This window comes from Faecalibacterium sp. PGM34 (assembly GCF_054456555.1).
This window is the reverse complement of the sequence record NZ_CM136898.1, coordinates 935,714-953,536: the sequence shown is the minus strand read 5'-3', so window position 1 is coordinate 953,536 and position 17,823 is coordinate 935,714. Positions and strand designations below refer to the sequence as shown.

17 protein-coding genes are annotated in these 17,823 nt (G+C 59.1%); 9 read left to right on the top strand and 8 right to left on the bottom strand.

Going from position 1 to position 17,823, the window contains the following annotated elements; all coding sequences use genetic code 11:
* From ACXPUX_RS04520 to ACXPUX_RS04510, 3 genes are all read left to right on the top strand, one after another.
* The gene (locus ACXPUX_RS04520) at positions 1–891 is read left to right on the top strand and encodes a type III pantothenate kinase (RefSeq protein ID WP_458830347.1); all 891 of its coding nucleotides are present in this window, start codon (positions 1–3) and stop codon (positions 889–891) included.
* A gap of 27 nt (positions 892–918) precedes the next feature.
* Positions 919–1,902, top strand: a complete 984-nt coding sequence (locus ACXPUX_RS04515) for a Gfo/Idh/MocA family protein (RefSeq protein ID WP_458830345.1) — start codon at positions 919–921, stop codon at positions 1,900–1,902.
* Positions 1,903–2,041: 139 nt separating this feature from the next.
* Positions 2,042–2,641 carry an ECF transporter S component gene (locus tag ACXPUX_RS04510; protein ID WP_458830343.1) on the top strand — a complete coding sequence of 200 codons (600 nt, stop codon included), beginning with the start codon at positions 2,042–2,044 and terminating at the stop codon, positions 2,639–2,641.
* A gap of 215 nt (positions 2,642–2,856) precedes the next feature.
* Here ACXPUX_RS04510 and ACXPUX_RS04505 read toward each other — a convergent pair whose 3' ends face one another.
* The 8 genes from ACXPUX_RS04505 to ACXPUX_RS04470 are packed head-to-tail and all read right to left on the bottom strand — an operon-like array spanning position 2,857 to position 7,168.
* The gene (locus tag ACXPUX_RS04505) at positions 2,857–3,111 is read right to left on the bottom strand and encodes a phage holin (RefSeq protein ID WP_458830341.1); all 255 of its coding nucleotides are present in this window, start codon (positions 3,109–3,111) and stop codon (positions 2,857–2,859) included.
* Between the two features lie 4 nt (positions 3,112–3,115).
* Complete coding sequence (locus tag ACXPUX_RS04500; protein WP_055186805.1) at positions 3,116–3,334, bottom strand: hypothetical protein; 219 nt, start codon at positions 3,332–3,334, stop codon at positions 3,116–3,118.
* A gap of 5 nt (positions 3,335–3,339) precedes the next feature.
* On the bottom strand, positions 3,340–3,753 hold the full coding sequence (locus tag ACXPUX_RS04495) for a YcbK family protein (RefSeq protein ID WP_458830339.1): 414 nt from the start codon (positions 3,751–3,753) through the stop codon (positions 3,340–3,342).
* 16 nt (positions 3,754–3,769) lie between these two features.
* Positions 3,770–4,504, bottom strand: a complete 735-nt coding sequence (locus tag ACXPUX_RS04490) for a hypothetical protein (RefSeq protein WP_458830337.1) — start codon at positions 4,502–4,504, stop codon at positions 3,770–3,772.
* Entirely contained in the window at positions 4,428–4,979 is a 552-nt protein-coding gene (locus tag ACXPUX_RS04485) for a GH25 family lysozyme (protein WP_458828005.1), read from the bottom strand. The genes ACXPUX_RS04490 and ACXPUX_RS04485 overlap by 77 nt, the downstream gene beginning before the upstream one ends.
* Before the next feature lie 22 nt (positions 4,980–5,001).
* Positions 5,002–5,148, bottom strand: coding sequence for a hypothetical protein (locus ACXPUX_RS04480; protein ID WP_458828004.1), 147 nt, complete (start codon positions 5,146–5,148; stop codon positions 5,002–5,004).
* A gap of 34 nt (positions 5,149–5,182) precedes the next feature.
* Entirely contained in the window at positions 5,183–5,596 is a 414-nt protein-coding gene (locus tag ACXPUX_RS04475) for a hypothetical protein (protein ID WP_458828003.1), read from the bottom strand.
* Between the two features lie 18 nt (positions 5,597–5,614).
* A complete protein-coding gene (locus ACXPUX_RS04470) occupies positions 5,615–7,168 on the bottom strand; it encodes a phage baseplate protein (RefSeq protein WP_458830335.1) in 1,554 nt (517 codons plus the stop codon).
* Between the two features lie 786 nt (positions 7,169–7,954).
* Between ACXPUX_RS04470 and ACXPUX_RS04465 the strand changes: the two genes are divergently transcribed.
* From ACXPUX_RS04465 to ACXPUX_RS04440, 6 genes are all read left to right on the top strand, one after another.
* A complete protein-coding gene (locus tag ACXPUX_RS04465) occupies positions 7,955–8,947 on the top strand; it encodes a ubiquitin-like domain-containing protein (protein ID WP_458830333.1) in 993 nt (330 codons plus the stop codon).
* A 400-nt stretch (positions 8,948–9,347) separates the two neighbouring features.
* Positions 9,348–11,615: a 1,4-alpha-glucan branching protein GlgB gene (gene glgB / locus ACXPUX_RS04460; protein WP_458830331.1), complete on the top strand. Its 2,268-nt coding sequence runs from the start codon at positions 9,348–9,350 to the stop codon at positions 11,613–11,615.
* Positions 11,616–11,701: 86 nt separating this feature from the next.
* Positions 11,702–12,895 carry a glucose-1-phosphate adenylyltransferase gene (locus ACXPUX_RS04455; RefSeq protein WP_316545457.1) on the top strand — a complete coding sequence of 398 codons (1,194 nt, stop codon included), beginning with the start codon at positions 11,702–11,704 and terminating at the stop codon, positions 12,893–12,895.
* The gene (gene glgD, locus ACXPUX_RS04450) at positions 12,889–14,016 is read left to right on the top strand and encodes a glucose-1-phosphate adenylyltransferase subunit GlgD (RefSeq protein ID WP_458830329.1); all 1,128 of its coding nucleotides are present in this window, start codon (positions 12,889–12,891) and stop codon (positions 14,014–14,016) included. Before ACXPUX_RS04455 ends, glgD begins: the two co-directional genes overlap by 7 nt.
* 165 nt (positions 14,017–14,181) lie before the next feature.
* Positions 14,182–15,600 (top strand): glycogen synthase GlgA, encoded by a 1,419-nt coding sequence (gene glgA / locus ACXPUX_RS04445; RefSeq protein ID WP_458830327.1) that lies wholly within the window; start codon positions 14,182–14,184, stop codon positions 15,598–15,600.
* A 206-nt stretch (positions 15,601–15,806) separates the two neighbouring features.
* Positions 15,807–17,774 (top strand): hypothetical protein, encoded by a 1,968-nt coding sequence (locus ACXPUX_RS04440; protein ID WP_458830325.1) that lies wholly within the window; start codon positions 15,807–15,809, stop codon positions 17,772–17,774.
* The last annotated feature ends 49 nt before the right edge of the window (positions 17,775–17,823 follow it).

Genomic DNA, 17,823 nt, shown 5'->3' with positions numbered 1-17,823 from the left:
ATGATCTTAGCCATTGATATAGGCAACACCACCGTCGCCCTTGGGGGCATCCGGGACGGACGTGTATGCTTTGTGGCGCGCATGGACACGGTGCGCACCCGCACGGCTGCGGAATATCGTGCCGAGATGGATAAAATTTTTGCGCACCGCCGCCACCCGGAGCGTCCCATGCGCTTTGAAGGGGCGGTGCTTACCAGCGTAGTGCCCCAGATCACCGGGGCACTGGCCGAGTGCGCCCGCCACTACACCGGCAAAAAACCGGTCATCGTTTCGCCGGACATCCGCACCGGGCTGACCATGGGGGTGGACGAGCCCCGCGCCGTGGGCAAGGACAGGCTGGTGGATGCCGCCTACGCGGCGGCAAACTTTCCGCTGCCGGTCGTCACGGTAGACCTTGGCACCGCCACCACCTTTAATGTGGTGGACAAAGACCGGGTATTCCGGGGCGGCGTGATCTGCCCCGGCCTTTCCACCGGGCTGCGCGCACTGGGCGAGCGCTGCGCCCAGCTGCCGCAGGTGCATCTGGGCTCCGCGAAAAAAGCCATCGGCACCAATACCGAAAGCTGTATGCTGTCCGGCTCGGTGCTGGGCACCGCCGTGCTCATTGACGGCATGGTGCAGCGCATTGAGGAAGAGCTGGGCAGCCCGGCTACGCTGGTGGTCACCGGCGGTCTGGCAAAGTACGTCACCCCGCTGTGCCGCCACCCCCTGACCTATGACCCCGAGCTGCTGATGAAGGGGCTGGCACTGCTGTACCAGCTGAACGCCCCGCAGGAGCACGGCCGCAGTCATGGCGGCGGCAGGCACTACGGTCAGCAGGGACGCCCCCGGGCAAAGCACCCGCACCCCAACCGCCGCACCCGCCGCGAGCCGGAGGCGCTGGTAGGCTGAGGGAACAAGAGGATAAGGGAGAGCATTATGAAACTGGGCATTCTTGGCACGGGTAAGATCGTGCAGGAATTTTTGCCATGGCTTGTGGAGCACACGCCGTTTACTGTGCAGGCGGTGTGCAGCACCCCGCGCTCGGCGGCAAAGGCCGCAGAGCTGTGTGCGCAATATCAGATCCCGCAGCACACCACCAATTATTTTGAGCTGCTGCAATGGGTGGACGCGGTCTACATCGCTGTGCCCAACTTGCAGCACGCCCGCTACGCCCGGGTGGCGCTGGAAGCGGGTAAGCACGTCATTGTGGAAAAGCCCATGGCGGTGACCGCCGCCGAGACCGAGGAACTGGCTGCGCTGGCACAGCGCAAGCGGCTGTTCCTCTTTGAGGCGATCACCACCCAGTACCAGCCCAACTACGCCAAACTCCGGGAGCTGCTGCCCCGGGTGGGCACGGTGCGCATGGTACAGTGCAGCTTCAGCCAGTATTCCAGCCGGTACGACGCCTTTTGCGCCGGGCAGACCCCGCCGGTGTTCGACCCGCTGTGTGCGGGCGGTGCACTGATGGACTTGGGCGTGTACAACGTCAGCTACATCGTGGGCCTGTTCGGCGAGCCGAATAAGGCGGTGTATGCCGCCAACATGGAGCGCAACATCGACACCAGCGGTGTGCTGATGATGGATTACAGCGGCTTCAAGGCGGTAAGCCTTGCCGCCAAGGACTGCGCAGCCCCTGCCCGCTGCATCATTCAGGGCACAAAGGGCTACATCCTGCAAAAATCCACCCCGAACTACTGCGGCGGCGTGACCTTCCATCCCAATGAGGGCAAGGAGGAGCACTATAACCTGAACGGGGATCGTCCCCGGCAGGCGGCAGAGTTCGAGGCCTTTTACCGCGCCATGACCACCGGAGATCAGGAACTGTGTGCCCGGATGCTGGATACCAGCATCGCGGTGAGCCGGGTACTCACGGTGGCGCGCCGCAGCGCCGGGGTGCGCTTCCCCGGTGACAGATTCTAACGCATTTTTTTCTGGAACACGCCCTGACAACTACGCGCTTCCAAAGATTTGAATATTCACCTAAAACCCGCACAGAGCGGGCAGGTTTGCGCCGTATCCGACAAAAAGGGCGGAACGGCAGCAGGAGGAAAACTGAATTATGAAGAAAACCAATACCAAGACCTTGACTCGTGTGGCCCTGCTGGTGGCCATTGAACTGGTGATGAAGCTTGTCGGTCTGGGCAGTGTGCCCGTGGGCCCGCTGTACATGAGCTTCCTCACCCTGCCTATCGCCGTGGGCGCCATCACCATGGGCCCCGCCGTGGGTGCCCTGCTGGGCGGCGTGTTCGGCGCTGTGAGCTTCTACGATGCCATCACCGGCGCATCTGCCATGACCGGCGCACTGTTTCAGGTCAGCCCGCTGAACACCTTTATCCTGTGTGTGGGTATGCGTGTGCTCATGGGTCTGTGCTGCGGCCTGATCTTCAAGGTTCTGCAGAAGCTGGACAAGTCCCGCACCTGGAGCTACATCCTCAGCGCCATGACCGCGCCCGCCCTGAACACCCTGTTCTTCATGGGCTACATCGTGCTGGCTTTCTACGGCTGCGACTATGTGCAGAATCTGGTGTCCGTCAAGGGCGCTGCCAACCCCTTCATGTTCGTGGTGCTGCTGGTTGGCGTGCAGGGCGTAGCCGAATTTCTGGTGTCCGGCATTCTGGGCGGCATCGTCGCCCGCGCTGTGGCAAAGTTTCTGAAGTAAGCCCGGCTGCGCACCATGTCAGGGCGGCGCATCCGTGTTTAGAATAGAAAAATGAATGCTCCCCCGGCAGCTGCCGGGGGAGTTTTTTGTTGGGAGACTTAGAAAGAACCCCTTCAGCCGCTGCGCGCCAGCTCCCCCCCAAGGGGGATCCCTGTGAAAATGCAATGCCGGAGCGTCCGCAGACGCTCCGGCATTGTCCTATTTAAAGGCGGCTCTTACTTTTTCTCCCGCAGCTGTTCCAGATAGCCATCGGCCTTGATGGCCTCCGGGGTGAAGGAGTTATTCTTCCACCAGTTCACAAGGGCAGCGGTCACGGTCAGGCCGGTGGTCACCAGCTGTTCCACGGTGGCGCTCTCGATGGGCAGCACAGGCTTGCCGCAGGCGCTCAGCACCTGATTGGTCAGTGCCAGCGCCAGCGCAGCCGTGCGCGCCAGCGTGGCGGCAGAAATTTTGCAATGGGTATCGTTCATAGGTTCAGTTCCTCTCTTTCTCTAAATCTGCGATGCGGTGGTTTGCCACCTTCATCTGTTCTTCTAGAATGGGTACGCGGCGGGCAAAGTTGTTATGCTCCCGCACCTCCCGGGTCAGTTCCTCCAGCTTGGTGTCGGTTACCGCCTGGCTTTTTCCGTTGGCGATCAGCACGCCGATCAGGGTCACCGCGCCTGCGATAATGGCCGAGATGATGCTTGTCATCGCGCTCACCCCCTCCACCGGGCTTTGTCTGCCCGGGTATCCACATGCACCCAGCCGGTGGCTCTGCCCGCCTTGACGGGGTAGCGTCCCACGCCTCCCCAGTCCGGCATCAGGCTTTCGGCGTAGGCGGCCACGTCCTCCACGCTTACGCCCTGCACCCGGATGTCTGCCGCCCGGCCCAGCAGGTGCTGGCTGCTCTTGGCACCGCCCACGGCCGCATTGTGCGCCGCCGTCCGGTACCCGCTGGTAATGGTCACCGGCTTCCCAAAGTGCTCCCGGATGCACTGCAGCACCACGGTCAGCGCCTCGTCCACCATAACGGTGTCGCTGCCATCTTTGCAGCGCAGCTCCCGCACCTTAAAGTCCGGTGCAAGGCGGCGGTTGCCGTCTTTGGTAAGGCTGTATTGTTTGATTGCCATAGTTCACATCCTTTCCTTAACCGTTGTATTCCTTGATATAAGCGCTATGGAAGATCGTGCCTGCGGGGCAGAAATTCAGGGTCGCACGGTTGCCCAGCAGGATCGCGTCACAGGCGCTCTTGAAGGTCTTGAAGCCGGGGTACTTGTTCTCTGCACCGCCATGGGCAGGCAGTGTCCAGGTGCACCAGTTTTCGCCGTTTGTATTTGCCTGCATCGCAAACTCACCGCCGCCGGAGGTGTTCAGCCGCAGCCGCAGATGCTGGTGCAGGGACTGGTCACCCCACCACATATAGGTGTTTCCCAGTGAAGTGCCACCGGCGTCTGTCGCCCAGCGCCATGCGCATTCTGCTTCTGCCGTTTTTCCTTCCGCAATGCCATAGATCGAAGGCCACGCATAGCTGTACTGCTCACTGCCGAAGGCGAGCACATTCGCAGTGCCCTTTGCCAGCGAAATAAAGCCCTTATTGCTCAGGCCATCTCCGTACAGGCTTGCAGGGAGCGTGAAGTCCATGTAGATCTCGATGCCGTCCGGCATCCCGCTTACCACGGGGATCTTCACGGCACTGTTTGCAGCCAGCGTCAGGCCGTCCCCGGTCAGATAGCCGCTTTCGGTGCCATCCCGGTGTCTGCGATACATGGTGGCAAAGTGGTTCACCGCCGCCACGATGGGGGATTCAAAGCCCACGTTCTTGCAGGGGTTCAGGCCGGTGGTGGTGGCAGCCTGATACCAGTGCGCGCTGCTGCCCACCATGTACACACCGTCCAGTGCCGTATCGGTCAGTGCGATCTGGCTCTCGGTGCCGGAGGCAAGGCTCTGGCCGTAGATGATGATCTGCGCATAGTCTCAGCCAGCCACGTCCGCATAGTTCACGCAGCCCCTGCGGCTGGGCGTGTAGACAGGTGCTGCGGTCGCCGTACCCAGAGTGCCGGGGTCGCCCTTGTCGCCTTTCGGGCCAGCCGGGCCTGCCGGTGAGCAGCTTCTTGAAATAGGCCAGCTCCTTGTCGGCCTGCTCCCGATCGACTGCCTTGAAATAGCCATACACGCCGCATGGGATGCCCATCCGCTTGCATTCTGCGTAGTTGCGGGCAAACTGCGGGTCGGTGTAGGGCTTGCTTGGCAGACCCTCGGCGCTGTTGCCCATGGCGCGAATCATCACGCCGTCCACCTTGCCGCTTGCCTTGACCTTCTCCCAGTCAATCGTGCCCTGATACCGGGATACGTCCATGATTTAAGCCATAGCGTCCTCCTTACTGTACGATTTCCTCAAAGCCGCTCTTGATAAGAATTGCCTTGACCTTCTCCTTCAACAGGCGGGGGCAGCGCTCATACAGAGCCTTTGCCTCTTCCATAGTCTCAGCAGACATAATTTCCTGTGCCCACAACATCACCATCATAAATACAGTCCTTTCCAGTTTCTGTTTAACACGCTCAAGCATATACGATCTCGCTCATTTCAAGCAAGCATTGCTTGAGCATCGCATTTTCTTCTTTCAGCGTCTTGTTATCTTCCTGCAGTGCCGCCACTGTCTCCGGCAGCTTGTCCTTTGCTTCCTGCTTTTTGCGTGCTTCTTCCTGCGCGGCCAGCTCTTCGGCGGTGTAGCGGATGTACCTCTGGATAGGCACCTGCTCCACCCATTCCTCCTGCGCGGTCACACCGGGACGGTCAACGATCTTCTGCACGTCCCTGCCACCGTTCGGATACTCGGTCACGGTCTCCCAGTGCCACTGCTCCTCCACGCCTTCCACGGCGGGGTGCTCCACTGGCTCGGTGCCGCCCACCAGATACCCAAGCGTCAGGTCGGGGTTTTCCACGACCGCGCCGTTCTCGTCAATGATTTTCATAAGTCAAAGCCTCCTTTCTCAGGCCACGCGCCGCCAGATGTGCACATAGTAGGCGGCGGGCTGCACGGTGCTGCTTGCGCCGTAGATGGCATTGGAATTGGATGCATCCAGACTGAACTTATACACCTGAGCATCGCTGTTGTCTGCACCCGTCGATGTGCTCAGGTTTTTGGCAGTGAATGCGCCGGATACATTATGAGAACGACTGCGTACATTTGCAACAAAAGAACCTGTGATGTTCGGCAGACCGGCCTCCACGGTAGTGCCCGCTGCGTGGGTTCTGGACGCACCCATCAGCACCCGCTCGGACGCGATCTCCTCCCAGCTGCCGCCGAACAGCGCGGCAGGGCTGGTGGGGTCGGCGCTCTGGTAGATGCTGCCAACGGGGTAGGCCGCCAAAGCACTGTCCGCAGAAAGCCTTCCGTCCGAATCGACCGTCAGACCGCTGCCCACCTTCACGCCGCCCAGCACGTCTGCGGTGGCACACGGCAGGGTGTAGCCTGTGCTGAATTTCCGGTCTACTTCCGCCTTGGAATAAAACCGGTCATCTGCGCCCAGCTGCAGCAGCGCTGCCGTCTTTTCCTGCGCTGACCAGTTTGCTGCCCCGGCGGCGCTGGTCAGCGCCTTTTTGACACCGTAGGGCAACAGCGCCGGGGTCAGGGGTGCGTAGGCCTCGGTCATGCGGTCCAGCTGCGCCGCCGTGGCGGGCACGGTGGTCAGGGTAGCGTCTGCCCGTACCGCAACACCATACTGCCCGTTCGCCCGCACCGCACCGGGCGTTGCCGCCGTGGGCACGGTCTCGCTGCGCACATAGGAGCGCAGGTCCGGCAGCGGGGTGGTATCGGTCTGCACCGCGCCGGTGGCGGTATCCACACTGAGGATGCGCACCACCTCGCCGGGCAAAGACTGCGCCGGAAGCGGCACCGCTGCCACATCCTGTGCATCCAGCTGCACCACGCCGCCTTTGCTGTTCACGCTCAGCACGGCACCGTCCTTGGGCGCGTAGCTCTCTGCACGCAGTGCAGCCGCCTCTGCACGCTTTGCGCAGGCATCGGCATCGGTGCGGTCGGCCAGAATTTTGTCCGCAGCCTTTTGCGCCAGCGCTGCCTGTGCGGCGGTGTCTGCCGCACCGTTCTCGGCGCGGCGGGCGCTCTCCGCTGCGGTGCGGGCGCTTTCCAGCACGCGGGCTACGAACTGCTCGTACACCGAGGGCGGCAGCTCCTCACTGCCGCCATCCGTGGGCAGGGTGGCGTACACATCGTAGCTGCCGGGGCGGGTGTAGGCGGTGTAGCCGCCGCTGCCCATGGCGGCCAGCATCCACTGTCCCCGCACGCTGCCGGTCAGGCGGCGGTCCACCGTCACGCTGCCGTCGGTGTCCAGCGGAATGGCGGCCAGCTGCACCCCGTCGCTGCGGCGCAGATACAGCGCCATGGTGCACCCCGCCCACGCTGCAGGCAGGATGAACTGCAGCCTGTCCACCCCCTCGGCGTTCTGTGCGCCAAGGTGCAGCCGGTGCGGCCGGGGCACAAATTCGGTACCGCCGCACTGCTGCTTTAGGATCTCGATCTCCATGCAAAACCTCCTTTTCTGTTTGCTGTCCCGATTGTACCGCCGGGGGCACAAAACTATCCAGAGTGTACAGAAAATGTGAAATTTTCTGTTCTTCGGCATTTTGCTAAACGGGGTTTTTGCATCGAAAATACAGCCCCTTCCACCCTACTGAAACAGGGTAATTCCCCTGCGGGTTTTCCATGCAAAACCCGCGATGTGGGGCATCTTGTTTTGGGCGCAGCGGCCGTTGCTGCGGCCTTATTTGCAGGGAAAAAAGAGGATACAAATGTTAAAAATTCATGAACGAATTGCCCCCAGAAAAAAGGAAAAAATCAGAAGGAAACTACCTAAAAGCCAAAATATCAAAAGAAACACTGTGAAAATTGCACAAAAAATAATGTTACAAATCTAACAAAGCGCAAGACGCAAATTTGACAGATGCTTTACAGTCTGGTAAAATAACGTTTGCGCAACGAACGTTGCAGCGTTTAAATTCTATCTGGATGAAGTAAAAAGCCGTCCTGCGTACGGCACGGCATGGGCAGATGCGGCCCGTGCCGGGGCAGTTTTGTGGTCTGCCCGAAGCGGATTCCACCCTGTAATACGGTGCTCCGCTTTTTACCCAAAGAGAGCATCGTATTTGACTGTGCGGCGCTTATATCCCCAGCCGCCGCAGTCCGGGCGGCCGGGGTACCGATGCACTACCCGCGGCCGCACCAAATACGACAAAGAGAGGAGTTGTCTCGTATCGCTTCCGTTAAATTGAAGAAAGCAGTTACTGCCGCAAAGCAGGCAGTATCTCCCCGTGTGCTGGCATTTTGTGTCATGGTGGTATGCCTTGTGGCTACCCTTGGCGTCACCGCTGCAAATCTGCGGCTGACCTACGTCACCGACTCCAATGGTGCACGGCAGGTCCTTTTGACCGATGCCGATGCTTCCCCCGCACAGGTCATGCACCTTTCCGGCATCCGCTCTGAAGAGGGCGATGAGGTCTACTACACCGCGTTCAGCGGCAATCTTGCATCCCTGAATATCGAGCGCGCATTCTCCGTCAGCATCACCGCCGACGGGCAGGAGTACCCGGTAAAGCTGGTGTTCGGCACCGTAGCCGATGCACTGGAGCGCGCCGGTATCACCCTTGAAGGGGACGACTACACCGAGCCGGCGCTGGATCATGTTGTGACCGCCGGCAGCAAGATCGTGGTCCACCGCGTGGACTATGAAGAGCGTGTGGAGACCCAGGCCATTCCCTACGACACCCAGTATGTCTACACCAGCCTGTACTTCCGCAACACCGGCCGCACCACCACCCTGCAGCACGGCGCAGCCGGTCAGCAGACCGTGACCACCCGTGACCGCTATGTGGACGGCGAGCTGGAGAACAGCACCGTTGTGGATACCATCACCACGGTGGAGCCCACCGACCACGTCATCAAGACCTACGGCGCAGGTGCGCCGGTGTCCCCCCTGACCGGTGCGGACGGCACCACCAACGCCCCCACCTCTTATAGCAAGGTGCTCACCGGCAAGGCCACCGGCTACTATTCCCGTACCGGCAAGGGTTCTTCCGGTCTGGGTCTGGGCTACGGCACCGTGGCTGTGGACCCGGACGTGATCCCCTACGGCACCAAGCTCTACATCACCTCCACCGACGGCAAGTTCGTCTACGGCTATGCCGTGGCCACCGACACCGGCATCGCCGTCCAGAAGGGGCAGATCCTTGTAGACCTGTTCTACGAGACCTACGCCGAAAGCGTCATCAACGGCGCGATTCAGGTCAACGTCTACGTTGTGGACTGAGCTGTAAACAAAACACAATAACCACGCAAAGAGACCGCTGTACAAACTGTGCAGCGGTCTCTTTTGATGTGAGCGGAAGAACTGTTTTTATTTCGGAGCACCGGAGCGTCTGCGGACGTTCCGGTGCTCCATTTTCACAGGAAGGGACTTTAACCGAAACCCTTCCCTCTTTTTCGCAACGCTTTCGCTAAAACCGTTTGGCAAATGAGCAGTTTACACGATGTCAAGCCGCAAATTTTAGATAGTATGCCTACAACATACAGAGAAAGAAAGAAATTTTGTAGTAATTGTATTTGATTTTTGGACAAAAAGTCTTGCAAAAATGGTAAAAACCTTTTAATATAAAAGAGTACAAAGCTGCGCAAGCCGCTTTCGGCTTCCGCACGGGGAGGAGTAGTCTATGAAACCGACCGAAGAAAAGATTCAGAGCAATACATCGGATCTGCCGGTGTACCTGTTCAAGCAGGGCAATAACTGCGAGGCTTACCGCTACTTCGGCGCACATCTGGAAACGCGGGTCGGGGAGTCCGGCGTCGTGTTCCGTGTATGGGCACCGCACGCCGCAGCCATCAGTGTTGTGGGTGACTTCAACAGCTGGAAGCCCGGCAGCCATCCCATGCGCAAGGTGGATGGCGATTCCGTGTGGGAATTGTTCATTCCCGGCATGAAGGAATACGATGTTTATAAATATTGCGTGACCACCCGCGCAGGCGACCTTGTCTACAAGGCCGATCCTTACGCCTTCCACGCCGAGACCCGGCCGTCCAACGGCAGCAAGGTCTACGATCTGTCCGGCTTTGCATGGCACGACGCCGCATGGCAGGCCGCACAGAAAAAGGCGGACGTGATCAACGGCCCGATGAATATCTACGAGATGCACGCCGGCAGCTGGAAGCTGAAGGAGGGCGGCAAGCCCTACAACTACTCCGAGCTGGCGGACGAGCTGATCCCGTACATCAAGGATATGGGCTATACCCATGTAGAGCTGCTGCCGGTAATGGAACATCCGTTTGACGGCAGCTGGGGCTATCAGGTCACCGGCTATTTTGCACCCACCAGCCGCTACGGCACCCCCAAGGACTTTATGGCCTTTGTGGACAAGATGCACGCCGCAGGCATCGGTGTCATCATGGACTGGGTGCCCGCCCACTTCCCCAAAGACCAGTTCGGCCTGTATAATTTTGACGGCGAGGCCTGCTACGAGGATCCCAACCCCAGGCGCGGCGAGCACAAGGAGTGGGGCACCATGGTGTTCGACTTTGGCCGCAACGAGGTGCAAAGCTTCCTCATTTCCAGCGCACTGTACTGGCTGGAGCAGTACCACATCGATGGTTTGCGGGTGGACGCCGTAGCCTCCATGCTGTATCTGGACTACAACCGCAAGCAGGGCGAATGGGAGCCCAATAAGGACGGCGGCAAGGAGAACCTTGAAGCCATCGCCTTCCTGCGCAAGCTGAACAGCACCGTGCTGGGCCGTCACCCCCACAAGTACATGATCGCTGAGGAGTCCACCGCGTGGCCCATGGTCACAAAGCCCGCTTCGGACGGGGGCTTAGGCTTCAACTTCAAGTGGAACATGGGCTGGATGAACGATATGCTCAGCTACATGAAGACCGACCCGCTGTTCCGCTCCGGCAACCACAACAAGGTGACCTTCAGCTTCTTCTACGCTTTCAGCGAGAACTTTGTGCTGCCCATCAGCCACGATGAGGTCGTGCACGGCAAGGGCAGCCTGCTGAACAAGATGCCCGGCGAGTATGACGACAAGTTTGCCAATCTGCGCACCTTCTTCGGCTATATGATGGCGCACCCGGGCAAGAAGCTGCTGTTCATGGGACAGGAGTTCGGCCAGTTTGCCGAGTGGAACGAGGCAAAGCAGCTGGACTGGATGCTGCTGGACTACGATAAACACGCCGAGCTGCAGAACTACGTCCGCACCCTGAACGCCTTCTATAAAGAGCACCCTGCCCTCTGGCAGATCGATTACAGCTGGGAAGGCTTCCAGTGGATCGTGCCAGATGACTCGCAGCAGAGCGTCATCGCCTTCCTGCGCAAGGACGCCGCCGGTAAGCAGATCCTTGTCATCTGCAACTTCAACCCCGTCCTGCGCGAGGGCTACACCCTCGGCGCACCGGTATCCGGCACCTATAAGGAGATCCTGAACAGCGACGATGCCGCTTTCGGCGGCTCCGGCACCGTGCACAACAAGCCGGTGCGTACCCACAAAAAGCCGCAGCACGGCTTTGAGCAGAGCATCACCGTTACCCTGCCGCCCATGAGCACCCTGTACTTTGAGGTGCCCACAAAGCGCACCCGCAAGGCAGCAGAGGACAGCGTGGACAAACCGGCAAAAAAGACTACCAAAAAAGCCGCCGTCAAGGACGCCGTGGAAAAGGCGGTAAAAAAGACGACCCGCAAGGCCAAGGCCGAGCCGGACGCCGACAAGCCGGTAAAAAAGACCCGCACCACCAAGGCCAAGGCCGCCGAAACGGCGGATGAAAAACCGGATAAAGCAAAAAAGACCGCTGCCAAGCCCAAGGCCGCAGCGGAAAAGCCGGTAAAGAAAACCGCCGCCAAGGCAAAGACCGCGGCAAAAGCAAAGCCTGAGACCGAAGCAGAAACCAAACCCGCAAAGCGCACCCACAAAGCAAAAGCACCCAAGGAATAAGGATGCCCACACGGATGCACGCACGAACATTCTGATCTGTTGACTATCATTTCCAAAAAGGAAATGCTAAAGGGGAGAATAAAGCTATGGCAAAAGAAATCGTGGCAATGATCCTTGCCGGTGGACGTGGCTCGCGCTTATACGCGCTGACACAAAAGACGGCAAAACCTGCGGTGTCCTTCGGCGGCAAGTACCGCATCGTGGACTTCCCGCTGTCCAACTGCGTCAACTCCGATATCGACACGGTCGGTATCGCAACGCAGTACCAGCCCCAGAAGCTGAACGAGTATATCGGTAACGGTCAGCCCTGGGATCTGGACCGTCTGCACGGCGGTGTGCACACCCTGCCCCCTTACGAGCAGGCAAACGGCACCGACTGGTACAAGGGCACCGCAAACGCCATCTATCAGAACATCGGCTTCATCGACAGCTATGATCCCGAGTACGTCATCATCCTGTCCGGCGACCAGATCTGCAAACAGGACTACGCCGACTTCCTGCGCTTCCACAAGGAAAAGGGCGCAGAGTTCTCTGTGGCCGTTATGGAAGTGGACTGGAAGGAAGCTTCCCGCTTCGGCCTGATGGTGGCGGACGAGACCGACCGCATCACCGAGTTCCAGGAGAAGCCCCCGGTGCCCAAGTCCAATCTGGCATCCATGGGCATCTACATCTTCAACTGGGATGTGCTCAAGAAGTATCTGATCGAGGACGAGGCCGACCCCAACTCCAAGAACGATTTCGGCATGAACATCATCCCCGCCCTGCTGCGTGACGGCCGCAAGATGTACGCCTACCGCTTTGCCGGATACTGGCGCGACGTCGGCACCATCGACAGCCTGTGGGAAGCCAACATGGAAGTGCTGGACCCCGAGAACTCCGGCATCGATATCTTTGATAAGACCTGGAAGATTTACAGCCGCAACCCCGTGCTGCCCGCCCAGAAGATCGGCGAGCGCGCCGTTGTGCAGGACTCCCTCGTCACCGAGGGCTGCAAGATCTACGGCAACGTCAAGCACTCTGTGCTGAGTGCAGGCGTCGTTGTGGAAGAGGGCGCTACCGTTGAGGACGCCGTGCTGATGGACGGTGTCGTGGTCAAGGCAGGTGCCGTGGTCAAGCGCTGCATCCTTGCTGAGGACGTTGTTGTGGGCGCAGGTGCAAAGGTCGGCGGCGAGGGCGCAATTGCCCACGTTGGCACCGGTCTGACCATCGGCGCAGGCGCTACCGTCAAGGAGGGCGCAAAAGTGTTTGAATCCGTCAAGGAGGGTGTGGAAGTATGCTGAGACAGAACACCAATGCGTTGGGTATCATTTTCCCCAACAGCTATGACAATACCGTTCCCGAGCTGGTGACCGAGCGCGCTATGGCCTCGATCCCCTTTGCGGGCCGTTACCGCATGGTAGACTTTGTGCTGTCCAGCATGGCCAACTGCGGCATTTCCAACGTTTCCATCGTGGTGCGTAAAAACTACCACTCCCTGATGGATCATCTGGGCACCGGCCGCGAGTGGGATATGGCCCGCCGTCACGGCGGCCTGAACATCGTGCCTCCCTTTGCAGAAAAGGGCGTGCGCATCTACTCCGGCCGTGTGGAGGCTCTGGGCTCCATTCTGGACTTCCTCGAGCACCAGAAGGAGAAGTATGTGGTCATGAGCGATGCCAACATCGCCGTCAACTACGACTTCAACGCCCTGCTGGCTGCCCATCAGGCCAGCGGTGCCGATGTGACCGTGGCCTATCAAAAGACCGAGATCCCCGAGGGCCGCAAGAACGACAACTACACCCTGACCATTGATTCCGATGGCCGCGTGACCGAGCTGCTGTTCAACGACTACCGCTCCGGCGTGCAGAATCTGGATCTGAACATCTATGTGCTGGAGCGCGAGACCCTGATCAAGCTGGTCAAGGACGCTACCGCCCGCGGCCTGATCTACTTCGAGCGCGACATTCTGGCGCACAACGTCAACATTCTGAACATCCATGCGCTGGAGTACACCGGCTATGTGGCTCATATCTGCGACATGAAGAGCTACTTTGACGAGAACCTGAAGCTGATCGATGACCGCAATCTGGAAGCGCTGTTCCCCAAGGGCAGCCCCATCTACACCAAGATCCGTGATGATAACCCCACCCGTTACGTCACCGGCTCCAAGGTTTCGGATTCCATTCTGGCCGACGGCTGCGTCATCGAGGGCACCGTGGAGAACTGCGTGCTCTTCCGCGGCGTCAAGGTCAAGAAGGGTGCTGTGGTCAAGAACTGCGTCCTGATGCAGGATACCGTGGTCGAGCCCAACGTGGAGCTGGACTGCGTTGTCACCGATAAAAACGTGAAGATCACCGCCGGCAAAAAGCTGTCCGGCACCGAGAGCTTCCCGGTCTACGTTCAGAAGAACCATACCGTCTGATCGATGCAATATCCATAGGGGCGGCTTCCTCCCCGGTAGCCCCTTTTGAGAGGGGCGGGGGCACCTGTGTGCTCCCGCCTGCTCTTTTGTATGCAAGGTTCGCGCCGCTTTTCACGGCGGCGGGGAGCGCGAACATCTGCCTGTATCATGGAAGGAGCGAATCCTATGAAGATCCTGTATGCTGCTTCGGAAGCCAATCCCTTTGCCAAGTCCGGCGGTCTGGCCGATGTGGCAGGTGCCCTGCCCAAAGCGCTGGTCAGGGACGGCGTGGACGCCCGCGTCATTATGCCCCTGTACGGCGATTTGAAGTTCCGCGATAAGCTGGAATACGTTACCAACTACTCCGTGCCTGTGGGCTGGCGCAGCCAGTACTGCGGCCTGTTCAAGGCCGATGTGGACGGCGTGACCTACTACTTCCTGGACAACGAGTATTACTTCAAGCGCCGCGGCCTGTACGGCTTCTACGATGACGGCGAGCGCTTCGCCTTCTTCTCCCGCGCCGTGCTGGAGACTTTGTTCTACATCGACTTCACCCCCGATATCATCAACTGCAACGACTGGCAGACCGCTCTGGTGCCGGTGTACCTGAACCTGTACTATCGTCATCTGGACAAGTTCAACCGCATCAAGACCGTGTTCACCATCCACAACATTGCCTATCAGGGCAAGTACGGCATCGATATTCTGGAAGATACCTGCGGCATCGGCCACCGGGACCAGCATATCGTGGAGTACGACGGCTGCGCCAACTTCATGAAGGGTGCCTTCGAGACCGCCGACAAGATCACCACCGTCAGCCCCACCTACGCACAGGAGATTTTGGACCCGTGGTTCAGCTACGGTCTGGACGCCCTGCTGCGTGAGAAGCAGTATAAGCTGTGCGGCATCCTGAACGGCATCGACATGGACGCCAACAACCCCGCCACCGACAAGAATATCCCCTTCAATTACAGCAGCAAGACCTTCGAGACCGGCAAGGCCAAGTGCAAGGAGGCTTTGCAGAACAGGTTCGGTCTGCATAAAGACGGCAGCCCCGTCTTTGGCATGGTCAGCCGCATGGTGGGCATGAAGGGCTTTGATCTGGTGCAGAGCATCGCTGACGGTCTGGTGGACCGCGGCATCCAGCTGGTCATTCTGGGCAGCGGCGAGAGCCAGTACGAGAACTTCTTCTCTGACCTGTGCGGCCGTCACCCGGGCCGCGTAGGCACCTACATCGGCTTTGAGCCCAAGCTCTCGCAGGAGATCTACGCCGGTGCAGACGCCTTCATCATGCCCTCCAAGAGCGAGCCCTGCGGTCTGGCACAGATGGTGGCCTGCCGCTACGGCACACCTCCCATCGTCCGCGAGACTGGCGGCCTGCGCGACTCCATCCACGACAGCACCATGGGTAACGGCAACGGCTTTACTTTTGCCGGTTACAACGCCCACGAGCTGTATGTGGCCTGCTGCAACGCACAGAATGCCTACAACAACAAGGAAAACTGGAAGAACCTCGTGCGTCACTGCATGGAGTGCGATTTCAGCTGGGACGTTTCCGCCAAGAGCTACGAGGGTCTGTACAACGAGACTGCAAACCTCTGGTAAAAGCATTTCCGCCTCGTTTATCCGCCGCCCGGACTGCGAGCCGGGCGGCTTTTTTTTGCACGTTGGCGCGGCAAGCTTTCCCTAAAAAACCGCAATGCGTTAAAAAATTCCTTGCACTTCGGGGACATTCTGTGTTACACTGACATCGTTTTAACACTTTTTTCATAAAAGCACAAAAAGTGCTTTGCCATAAAAAGGAGAATCTTATGAACCGGAAACGTATCGTCAGCGGCGTTCTGGCAGCAGCCATGCTATATGCACTGCCGATGCAGCTTCTGGCCTCGGCTGAAGGTGCAGAGACTGCCACAGCCAACGCATGGGAGGAGCTGTCCATCGCAGCCTCTCCCGATGACTGCAATACCTTTTTTTATAGCAGAAACGACTACACCTTTGAAAAACTCACCCACCCGGAAAAGGACGTCAAAACAGCAGACGGCATCGTGGATTATCTGGGCGGCAGCACCGTTGCCGTGGTGACCGACCCGGAGGACGCCGCCTACAACGCAGGCGACCGGGGCCAGAACTACGCATGGTCTGCTGTGGGCTACGGTGACTGGCTATATGTGGGCACCTGCTACGCCGCCATGGGCAACACCCTCTCCCTGATGAAGAGCAGTCTGGGCGACGAGTATGATGACAAGGTGCTTGCCGCTACCTTTGACGCCCTTTACAACGGCTCCTTCTTCCTGACAGAGGCAGACGGCGGCAAGCCCAAGGGCGTTCTGGCAAAGATCAACACCAAGACCGGCGAGACCAAGCTGCTGATGTCCGGCTCCTCCAACGGTTACACACCCCTGTTCCGCAACGCATTGGAGTATCACGGCAAGTTGTACTTCTGCGGCAGCGTGGGCGGCGGCGGCATCGGCTTTTTGCCCAGTATCTGGCAGGTAGACCCCGATACCGATGCGTGCAAGCCGGTGTATATCGGCCTGAACAACGTGCAGGACTATGCCGTAGCCTACCAGCAGGGCATCAGCGTTGGCATCCGGGGTATGTGTGTCTACAAGGACCAGCTGGTCATCAGCAACGTGACCACGGACGCCGCCACCGGCAAGAGCAGCGCCACCCTGCTGATCTCCTCTGACCCGGAAAAGGGCTTTACCCAGATCGCGGACTCCGAAAGCCTGTTCAACTACCCTGCCTACCACTACGCCGACAGCATCTACGGCGGCAGCATCTGGGATATGGCCGAGTTCAACGGCAGCCTGTATGTTTCCATCTGCACCGGCACCGAGGACAATATGCCCGATGACAACACCATGCAGTCCTTTGCACTGGTGCGGGGCGACCAGAACCCTGACGGCAGCTTTACATGGACTGCACTGGCCGGCGACACGGAAAAGGACGGTGCCCGCTACACCTTCGGCATCGATCCGGAGCGCACCCGTTCCGGCGCTGCCAACCTGACAGTATACAACGACCACCTCTATATCGGCGAGTACAACGACGAGGAGATCGCGCTGGAGCGCATCCTTTTTGCCAAGACCGGCAAAAAAGCCACCGGTCAGTTCGGCGGCGGTCTGGACTGCAACTTCCTCAACGCCAATCTGGAGCAGTCTGTAAACCTTTACCGCATGGACAAGGACGAGAACATCGAGCTGGTGGTAGGCAACACCACCAAAATGTTCCCCTCCGGCAGCCTTTCGGGCCTGAAGTCCGGCTTTGGCCGCAACGAGAACCAGTACATCTGGCGGATGCAGGTGTACGATGGCAAGCTATATGTGGCAACCTTTGATACCAGCAGTCTGCTGGAGTGCTTAGGGCAGTTCGTCAACGGCAATCTGCTCCAGCGCACCCCCGAGGAGTGGAAAACGCAGTGGAACTACCTGAAGGCCCTGATGGATGCGCTGAAAACAGTAGACCCCGATGGCAGCGGCAATGCCGATACTCTGGCGCAGACCATCAAGTTCTCCTACGCTTTCGTGTTCCGCAACATTACGGTGCGCAACATCGCCAGCGCTATCCGGCTTTTGAACTATATGCGCAAGGCAAAGCGCGGCTTCGACCTTTATGTAACAGAGGACGGCGTAAACTTCCAGACCATCACCATCGATGGCTTCGGCGATCCCTACAACCACGGTCTGCGGACGTTTGCCACCACCGATCAGGGGCTGTGTCTGGGCACCGCCAATCCCTTCTATGGCACACAGGTGTGGATCCAGCGCAAGGAGTAAAAGCCTTGCACCCGCCGCACACCTCCTGCACAAAATATCTGAAGCTCTG

What these genes read in the sequence shown, in the direction of transcription:
- ACXPUX_RS04505 (WP_458830341.1), bottom strand. Translation starts at nt 3,111, where the DNA reads ATGAACGATACCCATTGCAAAATTTCTGCCGCCACGCTGGCGCGCACG.
- ACXPUX_RS04455 (WP_316545457.1), top strand. Translation starts at nt 11,702, where the DNA reads ATGGCAAAAGAAATCGTGGCAATGATCCTTGCCGGTGGACGTGGCTCG.
- ACXPUX_RS04510 (WP_458830343.1), top strand. Translation starts at nt 2,042, where the DNA reads ATGAAGAAAACCAATACCAAGACCTTGACTCGTGTGGCCCTGCTGGTG.
- ACXPUX_RS04520 (WP_458830347.1), top strand. Translation starts at nt 1, where the DNA reads ATGATCTTAGCCATTGATATAGGCAACACCACCGTCGCCCTTGGGGGC.
- glgB (WP_458830331.1), top strand. Translation starts at nt 9,348, where the DNA reads ATGAAACCGACCGAAGAAAAGATTCAGAGCAATACATCGGATCTGCCG.
- ACXPUX_RS04480 (WP_458828004.1), bottom strand. Translation starts at nt 5,148, where the DNA reads ATGATGGTGATGTTGTGGGCACAGGAAATTATGTCTGCTGAGACTATG.
- ACXPUX_RS04470 (WP_458830335.1), bottom strand. Translation starts at nt 7,168, where the DNA reads ATGGAGATCGAGATCCTAAAGCAGCAGTGCGGCGGTACCGAATTTGTG.
- ACXPUX_RS04500 (WP_055186805.1), bottom strand. Translation starts at nt 3,334, where the DNA reads ATGACAAGCATCATCTCGGCCATTATCGCAGGCGCGGTGACCCTGATC.
- ACXPUX_RS04490 (WP_458830337.1), bottom strand. Translation starts at nt 4,504, where the DNA reads ATGGTGGGCAGCAGCGCGCACTGGTATCAGGCTGCCACCACCACCGGC.
- glgD (WP_458830329.1), top strand. Translation starts at nt 12,889, where the DNA reads ATGCTGAGACAGAACACCAATGCGTTGGGTATCATTTTCCCCAACAGC.
- ACXPUX_RS04440 (WP_458830325.1), top strand. Translation starts at nt 15,807, where the DNA reads ATGAACCGGAAACGTATCGTCAGCGGCGTTCTGGCAGCAGCCATGCTA.
- ACXPUX_RS04475 (WP_458828003.1), bottom strand. Translation starts at nt 5,596, where the DNA reads ATGAAAATCATTGACGAGAACGGCGCGGTCGTGGAAAACCCCGACCTG.
- ACXPUX_RS04495 (WP_458830339.1), bottom strand. Translation starts at nt 3,753, where the DNA reads ATGGCAATCAAACAATACAGCCTTACCAAAGACGGCAACCGCCGCCTT.
- ACXPUX_RS04515 (WP_458830345.1), top strand. Translation starts at nt 919, where the DNA reads ATGAAACTGGGCATTCTTGGCACGGGTAAGATCGTGCAGGAATTTTTG.
- glgA (WP_458830327.1), top strand. Translation starts at nt 14,182, where the DNA reads ATGAAGATCCTGTATGCTGCTTCGGAAGCCAATCCCTTTGCCAAGTCC.
- ACXPUX_RS04485 (WP_458828005.1), bottom strand. Translation starts at nt 4,979, where the DNA reads ATGGACGTATCCCGGTATCAGGGCACGATTGACTGGGAGAAGGTCAAG.